Source organism: Providencia sp. PROV174 (assembly GCF_028480685.1).
GTDB lineage: Bacteria > Pseudomonadota > Gammaproteobacteria > Enterobacterales > Enterobacteriaceae > Providencia > Providencia rettgeri.
In genome coordinates this window covers 158622-174266 of record NZ_JAMPOT010000023.1, presented here as the reverse complement: position 1 = coordinate 174266, position 15645 = coordinate 158622, and the positions used below count along the sequence as shown (strand labels likewise).

At 40.1% G+C, this 15645-nt stretch carries 9 protein-coding genes; 2 read left to right on the top strand and 7 right to left on the bottom strand.

The window, feature by feature from the left end; genetic code table 11:
- Positions 1–97 precede the first annotated feature (97 nt).
- Together PSE60_RS18585 and PSE60_RS18580 are read right to left on the bottom strand one after the other, a co-directional pair.
- Positions 98–652 carry a hypothetical protein gene (locus tag PSE60_RS18585; RefSeq protein WP_272666402.1) on the bottom strand — a complete coding sequence of 185 codons (555 nt, stop codon included), beginning with the start codon at positions 650–652 and terminating at the stop codon, positions 98–100.
- A 77-nt stretch (positions 653–729) separates the two neighbouring features.
- On the bottom strand, positions 730–1269 hold the full coding sequence (locus PSE60_RS18580; RefSeq protein ID WP_272666401.1) for a TetR/AcrR family transcriptional regulator: 540 nt from the start codon (positions 1267–1269) through the stop codon (positions 730–732).
- 95 nt (positions 1270–1364) lie between these two features.
- On the opposite strand from PSE60_RS18580, the gene PSE60_RS18575 reads away from it, so the two are divergent.
- Entirely contained in the window at positions 1365–2861 is a 1497-nt protein-coding gene (locus PSE60_RS18575) for an MFS transporter (RefSeq protein ID WP_210835467.1), read from the top strand.
- A gap of 91 nt (positions 2862–2952) precedes the next feature.
- Here PSE60_RS18575 and PSE60_RS18570 read toward each other — a convergent pair whose 3' ends face one another.
- The gene (locus PSE60_RS18570; protein ID WP_272666400.1) at positions 2953–4362 is read right to left on the bottom strand and encodes an MFS transporter; all 1410 of its coding nucleotides are present in this window, start codon (positions 4360–4362) and stop codon (positions 2953–2955) included.
- Between the two features lie 74 nt (positions 4363–4436).
- Here PSE60_RS18570 and PSE60_RS18565 point away from each other — a divergent pair, with 74 nt between their 5' ends.
- On the top strand, positions 4437–5099 hold the full coding sequence (locus PSE60_RS18565) for a helix-turn-helix transcriptional regulator (protein ID WP_210835465.1): 663 nt from the start codon (positions 4437–4439) through the stop codon (positions 5097–5099).
- Between the two features lie 37 nt (positions 5100–5136).
- On the opposite strand, the gene PSE60_RS18560 is transcribed toward PSE60_RS18565, so the two are convergent.
- The 4 genes from PSE60_RS18560 to PSE60_RS18545 form a co-directional block, all read right to left on the bottom strand.
- Positions 5137–7650 (bottom strand): penicillin G acylase, encoded by a 2514-nt coding sequence (locus PSE60_RS18560; RefSeq protein ID WP_272666399.1) that lies wholly within the window; start codon positions 7648–7650, stop codon positions 5137–5139.
- Positions 7651–7816: 166 nt separating this feature from the next.
- Positions 7817–8392 carry a rhomboid family intramembrane serine protease gene (locus tag PSE60_RS18555; RefSeq protein ID WP_371031640.1) on the bottom strand — a complete coding sequence of 192 codons (576 nt, stop codon included), beginning with the start codon at positions 8390–8392 and terminating at the stop codon, positions 7817–7819.
- A complete protein-coding gene (locus tag PSE60_RS18550; RefSeq protein WP_272666398.1) occupies positions 8392–13329 on the bottom strand; it encodes a DNA repair ATPase in 4938 nt (1645 codons plus the stop codon). Before PSE60_RS18550 ends, PSE60_RS18555 begins: the two co-directional genes overlap by 1 nt.
- A gap of 81 nt (positions 13330–13410) precedes the next feature.
- Positions 13411–15612 (bottom strand): hypothetical protein, encoded by a 2202-nt coding sequence (locus PSE60_RS18545; protein WP_272666397.1) that lies wholly within the window; start codon positions 15610–15612, stop codon positions 13411–13413.
- Positions 15613–15645 lie beyond the last annotated feature (33 nt).

Below are 15645 nucleotides of genomic sequence, written 5' to 3'. Positions count from 1 at the left end.
ATTTAAATTCAACATATAAATACATTGGGAAAATAAATCCGTAATATATTTATAATAAGAATAACCCGACAATCTGTTTTTGCCGGGTTATTCTTTATTAAAATGAAAATTTACTTTTTTCATTATATCTTTCTATTAATATGTCTTTCCCATTTTTTAAGGTGATGTTGTGAGTAAATCGATTATCATTTATTGTTAGTTTTTTGTTTTTATTGGCTATTTTTATGATGTAATTATTTATTTTATATATGGAACCATCCGGTTCATTTTTTAATAAATCAAACATATTGATAAAAATTGCATTTTCACTATTTATTTTGTTTTCATTATGATTGTGTATTAACTCTATTTTTTTTGAGTTTGGTGAACTATAAATAAAATAAAGGTTTTTTTTCATTAAATCATTTTTAAATGCGCTAATGTCGTATTCTAATGATTCTTTTTTTATGAGGTTTTGTGCTTTATTTGTATGTATATGTTTTAAATTTTTTGTGTTTGTATCTATCTTTTCAAATTTCATCTTTAATAAAGAGACACAGTTAGTGTTGATGGGTTTTTCTTTTATATTGTAGCTGAATGACTTTTTATTATTATTATTAATACTATTGTTATTATTTGTTTCTATAAAGTATTTTAATCTATCTATGTTCATTTTTAATGATCTCCATTTGGTTTATTATTAGTTTATTGGAGTGGAGTCATTATCTATATCAAAAAAAGAGACTAAGGCTAACCCTTTAATAAATTTTCCAAATCACCAAATATAGATTGCCACTCATTATCATCAATTTCCATGAATCCCATATAGCGCAGCATAAAAGCGCCTTCAGTTGCTAGAAAAACAATTCTTGCTTGTTTGCCTTTCTCTGTTGAAGTATCTAGTCTCGCAAGCCGTTCACGATACCAAGTACGCGTACTTTCTAGGTATTCAGGGGTTTGTAATAAGGATGCCATTAAGGAAGCGCCTTTTGCCATTGCAACTTTATCGTGCTGGTGGGTAGCTTGCATATGAGCAAAAATTTGCCCTTCAGGAGAGTTGTCTTGCAGTGTGACTTGATTAAAAATTTCATCATAAGACTGGCCCCAACGCTCAAACATCGCATCAATTAAGGCATCTTTATTGCCAAAACAGTACTGAACACCGCCTTTGGAGACCCCCATCGCTTTGGCGACTGCATCGATAGTGAGAGCGGTAGCACCTTGTTGTAATACAATGTCTTCAGCTGCATCAAGCAATTTTTCTCTATCGATTGTTCGTTGACGTCCCATTTAGAAAAACCTCTTTTCAATACGTACGTATGGATTTATATTGTAGCACGATCAGCACAAAAATCATGATCAAATAAACTCATTGAGAGAATTTTATGTTAACCGATTATAAGCGCTGGATAGTGCTTCTATTAGTTTCAAGTGTACTGTTTCTTATCGTTATTGATGTCACTGTACTATATACCGCGTTACCTAAATTAACCCATGATTTAGGCGCTACGTCATCTGAAAAACTGTGGATAATGAACGCTTACCCACTGGTGGTTGCTGGGTTATTACCTGCAGCAGGGATGCTAAGTGATAAAGTCGGCCACAAGCAAATGTTTTTATTGGGGCTACCGTTATTTGGTTTAGCCTCGTTGTGTGCTGCTTTTTCACCAACCGCAACAAGTTTGATTTTGTCTCGTGGCTTTTTAGCTGTTGGTGCAGCAGTAAGTATGCCTGCCACCCTTGCTATTGTCAGGCATGTTTTTTTAGACCCAAAAGAAAGGGCATTAGCTATTGGAATATGGTCTGCGGTTGCATCTGGTGGTGCGGCAATTGGCCCGTTGATCGGCGGTATCTTACTTAACCACTTTTGGTGGGGCTCTGTTTTTTTAATTAATGTCCCAGTCGTCTTATTGGTTATTCCGTTTGCGTGTTACTTGATCCCTAAATGTGGTGGTAACAGCGACAAAAAAATCGACATTTTCGGTTCTATTTTAGTTTTAATTGGCTTAATTGGCGTTATTTATGCGTTGAAGGAGCTCGGAAAACCTTATACAGACTGGCCTGCTGTATGGGTTTCAGGCGTTATTGGGGCTTTCTTTTTGGTGGTATTTAGAAATCGACAAATTAAATCAATATCCCCAATGATTGATTTTACGCTATTAAAGCATCCTAAATTTAATGCAGGGCTGATGATGGCTGTGTTATCTATCGTGGTTATCGTTGGTGTTGAATTATTACTAAGCCAACGTTTACAGCTGGTTTTGGGTTATACGCCATTTGAAGCGGCTTTATATATCATTCCAATTCCATTGGCTTCGGTGATAGCTGCACCATTGGCAGGTATGTACCTTCATAAATTTGGTGAGATCAAACTCACTGTTTTCGGGTTTACTTGTACGTTAATTGGTGTCGTTGGTTTAACGATGGTGTACCAAACTTCGACAGGTATTTTGTTACTTTCATTCCTCTTTCTTATTGGGTTTGGCCTTGGTGCGATATTCACGACGGCATCAACGACAGTGATGTTAAATGCTCCTGATGAAAAAGCAGGCATGGCAGCATCAATTGAAGAAATTGCTTATGAAATTGGCAGTGTCTTAGGTGTAACCTTTATGGGGGGACTAATGAGTGCAATTTATACTTTGAAACTCTCATTACCTGAAGGCTTAACAGTCAGTGATAAAGTTTATGATAGTATTGATGAGGCCTTATTAGTTTCTGAATCACTACCAGCAAATAATGCATCTGCGTTGATAAATCAGGCCAATATTGCCTTTGATCATGCCTTCTTAGGGGTGATGGTGGCAACTATTTTTGTCTTGCTGATCAGTATTATTGTTCTGCCTTATTTTTTACGCTCTAAAAAGGCATTAACGAACTAAACTAGTTTATTTTCAAAACCAATTAGACTTGCTGCTAAACATAATATGTTTGTCAGCAGTCTGAAGGGAGCTTTGGCTCCCTTATACTTTTTTATCTTATTTTGCGGATTAATACGGTTGCGAGTAATGGACTAATTGCAAATAGAGCAAATAACCAGATTGAAGCTTGCTGTGCTCCCGCGATCCCTCCGGGGCTAATTAACCCGCTATTATTGACGACGACTCCCACTAAGGCGGCAGATAGCGCGGTTGCATACAATTGAATGGTAATAATTGAAGATGATGCGAGATTTTCCTCACCCTCTGGCGCATTCTTAAAAACACGTAGTACGAGATGAGGCCAACACACGCCAATTCCTAGACCAACCCCAGCCATGGCGATGAGATAAATAACGAATAATGGCCATGATTCGATAAGCTGTTGATTATGCGTTAGAACAGCAAGTACAATTAAAGAAATAAATATGATGACCGGGCCTGTTCGAATAATTCGGATAACAATAGCCCCTGTTTTATTGGCGCTAAAGAGTGCCCCAACGGTCCAGCCCGCTGCCATTATTGCGGTTAAATAACCCGCAGTGAGCGGAGAAAACAGATGGATGGTTTGTAAGAAATAAGGGACATAAATTTCGGTTGTCATGCCACCAACTAATAAACACATGGTTAAAAATATGACGCCAAGGGGATTCTTGAGCGAATAGGCTCCTGTTGGTAATAAACGTTTGTCATTTTTACCATCGAGTAAGGCAATTGTCAGCAGTATGGCTAGGCCAATTAACAAACCAATAAGGTTCATGAATAAACTATCAGACAAACTTCCAATTGAGATAGCAAGAACGGATATCACTAACAGAGAAATCGCTAAGAATGGAATTTTACTGGTTTTTGGTGCTTGAGTTTGTTTTTTAGGGAGTTGATTGATGACAATAAGTGCTAGAAAAACCGCGACAGGCAATAAAGCCCAAAATGCCCAACGCCAGTGGCCACTTTCAGCAAAAATACCACCAATTGCTGGGCCACAGAGTGTTGCTATTCCCCACATACCTGAAACAACACCCATGGCTCGAGACCATAAGTTTTCGGTAAAAACAATGCGAATTAATGCATAGCTAAGAGCAAATAAAATACCGCCACCAAGTCCTTGTAATGCCCTCCCGCCTAGTAATACCAACATTGATGGGGAAGCTGCGCACCAAATAGACCCTAAAGAAAATAGAATAAGCGCAAATAAATAAGAAAATTTAGGCCCAAAACTGTCTAATACTTTACTAGAAAGGGCAGAACCGACAATGGATGTTGCCACAAATAAAGTGGTATTCCATGCGTAATACTCAAGACCGCCAATATCGTTAACGACACTGGGCAATATGGTTGTTACGATATAAATATTAATAGCATGTAGTGCAACACCGCCAGTTAAGGCAATAGTGAGTAATGCATTGGCGCCACTAAGTAAATCAGCCCACTTGGCTTGAGGTACGGTTGATGTTTCATTGCTCATAGAGAGACCCGCTAGACGGAATGGTGAAAAAAGAGGTATTATACAAGTAATAGCTTGGATAATAGAGTCGCATAATGATTAATGCAAGTAATTACTTTGATAATTTAAATCTAACACAGGCCGTGGATAAGGTTCTTTTTTGTATCAAAACGAAAGGGCCTATTTCTACCGCAGTGATCGCAAATGATTTAAATATGACAGGGGAAGCAGCAAGGCAACACATTCAAAAACTGACTTCGTTGGGGTTAGTTGAGGGTGCGCAGTGCTTATCGCAAACAGGGGCTGGGCGCCCTCGGCAAAATTGGGTGTTAACAGAACTAGGGCATCAACGTTTTCCGGATACTCACGCGCAACTTGCTCTTCAATTGATTGATTCTGTTCGGACTATTTTTGGTGATGAAGGTCTAGAAAAACTGATTATCCAAAGGGAAACAGAAAGCCGAGAAAAATATTTTGCTCGTTGTAAAAATTTACCGTTAGCTGAGCGGCTTGAGGCGTTGGCTGAAGTGCGTAGCGAAGAAGGGTATATGGCGAAGGTTGAACAAGATGATGACAGTTGGTTGTTTATCGAAAACCATTGTCCAATTTGTGCCGCAGCCACCGCTTGCCAAAATTTTTGTCGTTCGGAATTGGCGTTGTTCAGTGATATTGTGGGTGATGATGCTAGCATTGAGCGTGAACAGTACTTATTAAATGGCGCAGGGCGTTGTGTCTATCGTGTAAAAGTTAATAACTAAATACCAAGACACCTTGGTATTTAGTTTAGTAATAGTATTATCTCTCGATCATCAATGTTTCAGTTGACTCTATATGTGGTGCTAGCTCTTCGTTATCAAGCCATAACGGTTTCTTACCAAATTGCTGATATAACGAGAGTTGGTCTTGGTAGTGAGGTGAAGGTTTTCCTTGTGGGGAAATAAAGCCACTTTGCCCTGGCGCAACAATGTCCCATGCACCCACCCCTTTTTCGGTAAACACAATTAGGTCGTTTTCAGTTCCCCGATTATGGTATTCATTTTGATGGAAATTTTCTTGAGGTAAGGCTTGTGGCACACCAAAGAAATTATTTTCACGGAAGGTTAATGCTGTGGCGGGTGTTTGCCAATTAGCTGGGTTATCACCGTATTTTACTCTCATTTTTTGGTAGGTCGCATTCAGTGCTTTTTTAATTACATCATTTCGTGATTGCCCTGAAAATAAATCAATAGGCTGTGGTATTGGCGATTTATCTTCTAAGAGAGATTCATACAGTAATTTTGCGCCTGTACTGATATTTAACGACCCAGTAGGGCCTTCTTGTGTCGTTTCATAACCACTTGCTAGATACCATTTATCAAACGGTGCAGGGATCGTTTGGCCTAGGGTGGCTTTAAGCATTTCTTTTAACCAAATATCGAGGATTGCAGACCCTGGATGAACATAGTGTTTTCCATCACCTGATAACTGGTTTATACCATCCCACTGTTGGAGCAAGGAGACTAATTTGACGGTATTGTCATTTGACGGCAAACCTTGTGTTACTTGAGTTAAAAATGGGGTAAACAAGCGATGATTGAGGTCGACACGGCTAGTTTGCTGTAAAATCGTCCACATATCATCAGCTGTTAACTTATCATAGGCTTCAATGCGGTTATCGATTTCTGTCACTCTATCTGCACTTCCCCATAAGAAGGCAAATAAGTCGCTAGCGGGGTAATTTTTAGCTGGAGAGTTATTCCAGTTGGCGATGTAACCGGATTTGGGATTATAAACTTTAGGATTATTTGCAAAGGGCTGCATCCCTTTCCAGTCCCATTCTCCCGTACCTGATACGGGTAAACGGGGGTCATGGTTAGCTTGGCGTTCAGGGTAGTGCCCGGTATGAGCATAACCAATATTTCCGTCTTTATCCGCATAATACCAATTAATCGTCAGTGCTTGGTTTTGTGCTTGGTCTAGCCATTGCTGCCAGTTTTGCGCCTGCCCTTGTTTTACCCAAGCCATTAAGGATGTCAGCTCTTTGCCATCCCATGCGCGAGCTTTGCTGTATGCGGTGTGAGTGGTATTATCACGCTTGACCACATTACCATGCACAGTGCGGTATACTTCAAAAGTAATGGGTTTTTCACCTTTCACATTTAATGTCTCTTGGCGCGATAGCATTTGTTTCCACTGCCCTTGGTGGAAGTAGCTATTTGGATCTTCAGGTGAAATCTGTTCTGCAAAAATATCAACGCCGTCACCAAAACCAGCTGTAGAACCCCAAGAAATTTGCCCATTATGACCGAATAAAATAGCGGGATAAGCAAACGGTGTATTTCCAACAATATTAAACCCGGCTCCATGTAACCCTATACCGTATGTATAGGCAGGGTTAAACCAACCAAACTGTGGACCATTAAGTAAAATGGCTTTTGCGCCAGACGCTTTTGTTTTTCCAACAAGCCAAACATTACTGGTGGTTGGGTACCCTGCGAGGCCATTAGCACCGCTTTGTTCATATTGTTTAGCGATTAACGCATTATTTTCCTTGGAAGAAAGCGCTATTAATTTTCCTGTTGCATCTTTTGCCGTGCGTTCAAACATGGGAGCAGTAAGTCGGTAACCACTAATTTGATTCAATTGCGCTATATTTTTTGTTTTTTGTGAATTGGAATAGGTGAATTCTTCTGATGAGATTGTTGTCGGTGCGTTGGGGTTATTAAGCCAATTAATTTGGTTAAAAAACGCCACTCCCATTTGTTCACCATACTTATCTTTAAGCGCAGTGAGTAATGCTAGATTATCAATTTCACTATTCATATCTGAAAAGCGGTTTGCCATTGTACCGACCATTATCATCGCAACATCAAAACTCGTCCATTGGGATGGTAAAAAACCATAATCAATGAACTGTTTAGGCATTAAGTCATCTGGTTTAGCATTAATTTGTTTAATCCATGCATTCATGCCATCCGCATAACCCTGCAAAATATCTTGTTCTTGAGGGGACAGTTGTGTGATTTGTTGGTGGATGGAATCAGGCCAATAGTTATTTCTGATTTCTTTATCAAAAGAAATGTAATCTTTACCTAATACTTCGGAAACTGTTCCTTGAGTACTGCGTTTAGCCATTTCCATTTGGAATAATCGGTCTTGTGCCACAGCATAGCCATACCCATAGAAAAGGCTATAAGTATCATTCGCATAGATGTGAGGAATACCATAGTTATCTCGTTCAATTTTAATTTGAATTGACTGAGAAAATGATGGGAGTGATAGTGAACTTAAACTTAAAACAATAGCGGTAGAGATGAGGTGTTTTTTCATTTATTGAGTCTCATGTTGTTATTATTTTTTGAGACTAGCATTGTTGTATTGTTAATGAATGGTTAATTTATGGTTAATTGTTAATATGTGAATCACGATCACAGAAAAGGATACATAAATTTAAATAAATTACAAAAAATGAGTCATAATGGTCTTGGGTACTATTTTAAGGTGAGTGATTGCTGTTTTTTTGATGGTAATGATGACTTAGCCATGCATAGATAACCCCAGCAATAGCCCCAGCTATATGAGACTCTGTTGAGATGTATAAGTGAGTAGGTAACAAGCCGCTGGCCATTGTGCCAAAATAAAAGAGTACCAATAGGGCGATAGCTATATCAACCCAGTTTCGACGGAAAAAACCTTGGGCGATGAGTAAGCCCCATAACCCAAAAACCCAACCACTGGCACCTATATGAATAGCATTACGACCTAACAACCAAACAGCAAAACCCCCAATAACGATAATAAATAGTGATGCAAGCAAATAGGCCTTAATAGTACGGTGTAATAATAGAGCACTTAGTATAATAAATGGGGGTAAATTACTGAATAAGTGCCCCCAATTGCCATGGATAAATGGGGAGAAGAATATACCGATGAGCCCAGCTGTAGTGCGAGGTATAATTCCGAATGAAGTTAATCCTCCTACCATTAAGCTATTAATAAGCTGCATGACAATAAAAATTGCAACAATGCAGGCTAATAGCTTAATGCGAGGATACCCTTGTAAATAGTTCACTAGTGGTTACCCAGTGCTTGTACACTTTCAACAAGCGACGCTAGCTGGCCAACAACGCGATCACCAATATCTGCATTATCTCCACCAAGAGCCTTATTACGCATAAAGTCTTTCTTTATTTGCTGCCAACGTGCTGCATCTTTTTCGGTAAGTGTTCCTCGTAACTCAGCCAGTTTGAGTAAGTTTTCTTCTGCGCCCGTTGTGAGCAGCTGTGCTTCACCTAGGTAGTGGTCATCTAGTACTCTTTCAAGTTCATCATCATTCATAACAGAAGAGACTTTTTCGCTGAGTTTATTCATATTACGGTAGCTACCTTGCAAGCGAAATACGGGTTCTGTTCGGTATTTATCGGATTGCGCTGCGCTGGCGATATAGTGTTGGTTTACTTTCAATACAACATTCCGTAATTTGATTAATTTACTGATTACTGAAGTAATTTCATTAATTTCCGCATCAGAGTATGGGTAACTTAAGGTGTTGGTAGAGACTGATTTCCCCATTGATTTATCGACAAATAAGTACAGGTCGTTCAGGTCTCGTAATGCGAGAGGGGCTAATACTGGGTTTGATGTCAGGCTGTTTTCGATATAGCTAAGAGCAAATGCTTCATCCATACCCCCTAATACTTCACCAAGGTTATAAATATCGGCACGGTTTGCAAGCATGTCAGGAATTCGGAAAACTTCCCCTGACTCGGTATAGGGGTTACCCGCCATCACGACGCAGAATTTTTTACCCCGCATGTCATATGTTTTGGTTTTACCTTTCCAAACGCCTTCAATGCGCCTTGTCCCATCACATAAGGATATAAATTTTTGCAAAAACTCAGGATGGGTGTGTTGAATATCATCGATGTATAACATGACATTATTACCCATTTCTAAGGCGAGATTGAGTTTTTCTAATTCTTGTCTTGCTGTTGCATTAGGTGCTTGTTCAGGGTCAAGAGAGAGTACATCATGGCCAAGTGCAGGACCATTGATCTTCATAAAAATGAGCCCTAAACGGTCAGCGGCATATTCCATTAAGGTGGTTTTACCGTATCCGGGCGGCGAAATCATTAATAGCAGCCCCATGAGATCTGTGCGTTTACCTTCCCCTAAAGCGCCAATTTGCTTCGCCATGTTATCGCCAATGATAGGCAAATAGACGTCGTTTATTAGCTTGTTACGCACAAAAGAGCTTAATGGCTTTGCTTTATATTCATGCAGTTTTAAACGGCTACGTTCTTCATTAACAATCTGTTGGCGCAGGGATTGATATTGACGAAATTCAGGAATAAAACGTTTCCGTTGTCCACGCATCCGACTGAAGTAGTTATCTAAGCTCAATGATAGAGTTTGGTTTTCAATGGTCGGGTGTTCGCCGAGTAACCCGTTAACTTTAAAGTAAAGATCAGCTTCACTAAAGCGTGCTGAAGCTACTTTATCTAAGATAATAATGGCAATAGCACCCGGTATGTATGGAACTAGATGAGCAAATTCAGGGGTTGAGCACAGCCCTTGTAACCAGTTTTGAACTAATGACCAGCGCTGGCCGTAACGAGTCCCTAAATTCTGTTGTGAGCGATTAAAATCAACCCACATATGAGCTTCTTCTAAGCGACTTTGGAGTGCTAAAACTAACTCCCTCGCGTATTTGCTATAGACGAGTTCTATCGGGGTTCTTGCTAGTATAAAACTAAGGTATTCAGCAGCCTGAGTTTGCTCATAGGCTTGGCATTGAATGGGATTATCTTGTAAAAACAAGCTAATTCCAGCTTCGATTTCAGCTTGTAGATCAAGTAATGCATTGTCATTATGGAATAATTGATGAATATTCATGGCTGTTCTTGCACGTTCAGGCCATAGTGCAGGAAAATCGTCATTTTGAACTTGTTGCCAATAAATAGCTGCAATAGCGCGGGCTGTTGGGCTATATCGTAATAGATCAGCACTTTCACCGATTGGCAGTAGTTTTTTGAGTAAAGCAACAGCATCGTGGTCATGAATACCTTTTTCATAACCTTCTTTATAGCGTGGACTTGCAAAATCACGGACAATCTTTTCAAGTTTTTCCGTTGATGTTAACGCATTTTTTAGTATGCCAAAATCTAGCCCTTCTTGGCGTTTTGTTGCGGCATAGATAATTGAATAAGCAAGGTATTCGGCACGATAAACCGTATCAGATTCAGATTCTAATGAAGCGCTCCAATAAGGTTTGAGCTGTGATAGTTGTTCATTTTCTATTGGTTCTTGGAAATCAGTTCCTGTGAGATAAACCCATAGTTGTTCATTTTTCGGTAAAATGGTGAGGTCTAGCTCTTGGGTATTGACACTGAATCGGTGGCGCCCGAGTTTAATGACATTCCCACCATCTTCAAAAATATCTGTTTTATCGCGTAAAACTCGAATGGCTTGGTCTCGAGAGGATTTTAGGCGTGCGTCAATATCATCAGCTTTAACGTTATCGTTAATTTCCCTTAATTTTTCAATTATTTCACGCGTTTTAATTGCGAGAGGGTCAGAAGCAAAGAAGGCATTGAGTTCATCTTGAGACTGTAAACGAGTTGTTCGTCGTTGCAGGCTGTCTAGTAGACGATCGGCTGCAATGACTAAATTTTGTGCACGTCGTTGGCGGTCATCAATAAGAACTTGTTTATGAGATTCAAAGGTTTCGAGTAATTCTTCCCGCTTAGCCAAGATATCATCAAGAAATTCATCATGATTGCTAAATTGGCTTTCGAGCTCTTCTAACTGAACGAGTAATCTTGATAGCTGATCATCACAACGTTCTGGGTCAGTAGCAAGAGACAGTGCATTGGTAATGCCTTGGCTGAATAGCCGGAATTGAGCACCAAATTGTGCGACAGTTTCCACACTGCTTTGTGATTTTCGTTTTTGTTGTAAGCGGGCTCGGGATTGGTTCAGCTGAGCATAGATTTGCGAAATAGCATCAATAATATGAGTTTGTTGTGTGACATCATTGAAACTCAGTGAAGCCATTAGGTTTGAAAGCATATCTAAGTCAGCAGACATTTTTTCCATATCTTTCATGGGAATGTCTAGCTGGGCACTGTTTTGGGCTTTTTCTATTTGTTCTTCGAAAACAGTTAACTGTGTTTTAAAGGGGTGTAAAGCTTTATCACTAGCAAGGAAAACAGCGGTTTCTTGTGAGACATATTGTTGATTTTTCTCTATTTCAGCTTCCATTTCGCTAAGCTTTTTTAAATCCATATAGCGAAATTCACGTAGTGAAATCAAGTGCCCGCGTTGAGCACTTAGGGCATTTAAGCCATCAACAAATTGTTGAATATCGGCCCAGCTTTCAGGCAACGTAAGTGAAATCAGTGATTTTTGGCGGCTAATGGCTTCATTCATTGATTTGGCAGATTGCTGCCGTATGCTTTCGACTTTTTCGTATTCATCAAGAACGAGTTCACTGGTTTGGGTGATTTCTTTGAGCAATTTGCCAATACCAAGGCATTGCTCATCACTGAACCAGTAATAAAGATCCAGTAAATTTTTTGCTTGCTGGCTGAGTTGTTCATAGCGAGCAATAGAAATTTGGCTACCTTCTATTTCTTTGGAAACATGCAATATTTCAGAAATACCACGAACTAAATCTGCATTGCCTATACGCCCTAAAAAACCACTACGAGTCGGTTGTTGGTCGGCAAATTCTTCTGAGTAAAATGGGGTTTGCCAAACTTGCATGGGGTGAACGCGAGTCGCTTCTGCGCCTTCACCTTCAAATAGCACCATTTTTCCATCTTCAAGCATGGCGTAGCCATGGCCAATGAGTGGAATTGATAGTGTTCGTTCAATTAAATTATAATTGAATAGGGCTATGCGCCCTTGATTTGGCGAATAGAAAACATATAGAACATCCTCTCCATTCGGAGAACGACGCAAACGGCGAAAACGCATTCCATCCATAGGTTGTTCAAATGTTTTATAGTCACCATTTTGTAAGTAGTAACCACCAGGAAAAATAATACCGTGGTCTTCTGGTAATTGGATACAAGCTTGCCCGATGGCATCAATGCGTTGTACTGATTGAGATAGCGTGTTGTAAACTAAGTAACGCCAAGTTTCTTCCCGATAAGGTAATACTTTTAGGATAATTAAGCTGCCGGTTTGTGCATATTCAATTTGTGCGTCGTCTAGTGATTGGTTTTTATCAAGAACTGCTTCTCGGTAAATCCCTAAACCATCTTCAGTATTATTTTCACACTTTATGGTTAGATCACCGCCGATAGTTTCAATGAATACAGTGTCAAGAATATTGATGTGAGGGTATCGACCATTAACTGTGTCTTCTCGTGTGGTTTTTTGCCATTCAAAGTCATAGGCTGGTGGGAGGGCAATATCGCGTTCACCCCGGTTATCAATATACTCAATTTTGCGCTTGTCACTGGAGATTGACCAACGAAAAACACGCACATCCGTGATGCGATCGCCAATTTGAAAACTAGCAAGAAGTTTGCCTTCCCGTTCAACAAGTTGCAGTAACTGTGTGTTCTTATAATAGGTATAGAGTTCAGTGAAGTCTTGAACAAAGCGATTATCGCTTAAGAAAGTATCTTCATAAGGGACAGCTTCAACATCAAATTCATCGTCGTTTTCAATTAACCGATATAGTGAAAACACATCTTCGAGGTGTGTTTCTTTTTTCAGGCCGAGGAAGACGTTATAGCCAAATAAAAGCCATTCGCCTACACGGACAATATCCCTTGCTTGGCAATTATTTTCAGTACGAATGCGAATGCGGCCAATTATATCCATTTGGCTTTGGCCGAATTCATCTAACCGCATTTCATTGAGTTGTGCAGCTTTTTGATGAAGTTGTTGCCCTTGGTCGGTCAGGCGTTTGCGTAATATTTCATAAGCACCACCTTCTGCAACGGCACTATCGAGTATTTCTTGTTCGCGATCCGTATCCTGAATATCTGACATTGCGCAGCGAATTCCCTTAACTAAGACAATAAAAATGAAAAACAATAAGGGGTAGGTTCACTACCCCAATGTGCTAAAGGTTTACAGTTGGCCATCCGTTGGTGGAATCGGTTTTGATATGACAGTTTTTGCTGGCTGATTATCCCCTTTAGCTGCCATAAAACCGTTTATAAGATCTTGAACTTCAGGATTTTTCAATAATGCGGCAATATCAACTTTTTTGTCTTCTTTGTTACGATTAATGAGTTTTTCTACATTTTCTTTTGCAAAACTGCTTTTATCCATAAAACCATCAACGGCTTTGCCGAGGCTTAGTGCCTTAGAGAAAGTATTGAAGAAGCTACCATCACCGCCCACAATTTCAATGTTAGTTTTGCTAAGTGCTGCAGCCAATACATCAGCTTGCTCTCGGGCAATCTCTTTATTAGCATCAATAGATGCCATAGCTTGCTCGAACTCTTTCTCAAGGCGCATACGGAACTCTTCGTGAGAACGAGCGGTATCACTGAGGTGATCCATTGATTTAAATTTGTCAGTTAAACCATCAGCTTCAGCTTTCAGGCGTTGGCGGATAACCTCTGCTTGTGCTGAACCTAATTGGCCTTCCCCTCGAGCTTGTGCTGCCAGTTTTTCTTCCAGTACTTTCGCATCAGCCAAGCCTAGTTTTTCTTTGGCATTGGCTTGTTGTTCTTCACCGCGAGCTTGGGCTGCTAATTTTTCTTCAAGGATTTTTGCTTCAGCAAACCCTTGTTGTTGTTCTGCTTTGGCTTTAGCTTCCATTACTTGAGCTTCTGTTAAGCCTTTTTCTTTCAGCCCACGAGCTTCTGCTAACAGTTTCTCAGCCGTAATATTGGCAAGAACAAGCCCTTCTTTTTCTTCTGCCTCTGCGGTAGCTTGGCGAACTCGAGCTTCTGCTAAACCTAATGCCGCGTGTTCGGCTTCAACTCCTTCAGCTAAGCGTTTTTTGGCTTCAGCTTGTTTTGCCGATGCTTCTAACTCTGCTTGTGCCATGGTGCTTATTTCTTCTGCACGGTGCTTAGCACTGGCCTCATCCGCTTCGGCTTTTTTCACTTGGCGAACTAATGATTCTTCGGCTTCTGCTTGTGCGTTAATCACGGTGACTTGGCGCATGCGTTCAGCTTCAGATATTTCACGAACTTCTTTGATTCGTTCTTCTTCTTGTGCCACGGTTTTTTCGACGGCTACACGTTCACGTATAACATTGGAGATATTTTTGCGTTCTTCTTCGAGGGCTTTTTCTTTTTCTATACGCTGTAATTCAACTTCTCTTTCACGGGCAACAATTTCGAGCTCACGTGCGCGGCTCACTCGTTCTTCTTCGATGGCTACAGCTCGAGTACGGTTTTGTTGGGCGACTTCAACTTCGCGCATGCGGTTTTCTTCACGAATTTCAATTTCTTGCTGAGTTTGGATTCGAGCTTGTTCTGATTTTAGGCGCTCTTCTTCTTGAACACGTAAGGTTTCAGCTTGTTCGCGTGCGCGAATATTATCTATTTCACGTTTTTGGCGTGCTTCAGCATCGGCTTGTTGGCGTTCTAAAGCCAAGCTAGCCTCACGGGTTTCAACATTTTTCTTTTGAATAGCCAGCTCTTGGTCACGTTCTTTTTGGTTGGTTTCAATATTGTGAATCGCTGTAATTTCAGTAATTTTACGAATACCTTCGGAGTCAAAGATATTATTTGGGTCTAAGGCTGATTTTGGTGTTTGTTCTAGGTAGTCAATCGCCACATCTTCAAGTGCATAACCGTTAAGATCTTTTCCTATCACATCAACAATGCGATCACGGAAATCTTGTCGGTTTTCAAATAAGGTTGCTAAATCCAGTTGTTTACCTACTGTTTTTAAGGCTTCAGAGAACTTTGCGCTGAATAAAGCACTGACTGCTTGATGGTCTGATGCTCGGTCAACACCGATAGCTTTTGCAACTTTTAGGACATCTTCCGTCGTTTCGTTTACACGCAAATAGAAAGCAACCGTGATATCAGCACGTAAGTTATCGTGGCAAATCAAGCCATCTTTACCTCGACGGTCAACTTCAAGTGTTAACAATGAAATGCGCATGAATTCTTTTTTGTAGATGACAGGGTAAACTAATGCCCCTGTAAAATGCACTTTAGGCTGTGATGACATGTCATTGACAATCAAAGCAGTACCTTGTGGAACTTTGATATAGAAGGCTTTGAATAACCCAAAGAACCCTAAAATAACTAGGATGATCCCCCCGATAATTGTTAAAAAGGGCATTAGTGCAGCCAAGTCCATATTGATTCTCCATTGGTTCTGACGATGACGTCA

Bases quoted from the DNA above. Each gene is read 5' to 3' on its own strand.
- PSE60_RS18550 (WP_272666398.1), bottom strand. From the start codon at position 13,329: ATGTCAGATATTCAGGATACGGATCGCGAACAAGAAATACTCGATAGT.
- PSE60_RS18575 (WP_210835467.1), top strand. From the start codon at position 1,365: ATGTTAACCGATTATAAGCGCTGGATAGTGCTTCTATTAGTTTCAAGT.
- PSE60_RS18570 (WP_272666400.1), bottom strand. From the start codon at position 4,362: ATGAGCAATGAAACATCAACCGTACCTCAAGCCAAGTGGGCTGATTTA.
- PSE60_RS18565 (WP_210835465.1), top strand. From the start codon at position 4,437: ATGATTAATGCAAGTAATTACTTTGATAATTTAAATCTAACACAGGCC.
- PSE60_RS18545 (WP_272666397.1), bottom strand. From the start codon at position 15,612: ATGGACTTGGCTGCACTAATGCCCTTTTTAACAATTATCGGGGGGATC.
- PSE60_RS18585 (WP_272666402.1), bottom strand. From the start codon at position 652: ATGAACATAGATAGATTAAAATACTTTATAGAAACAAATAATAACAAT.
- PSE60_RS18580 (WP_272666401.1), bottom strand. From the start codon at position 1,269: ATGGGACGTCAACGAACAATCGATAGAGAAAAATTGCTTGATGCAGCT.
- PSE60_RS18560 (WP_272666399.1), bottom strand. From the start codon at position 7,650: ATGAAAAAACACCTCATCTCTACCGCTATTGTTTTAAGTTTAAGTTCA.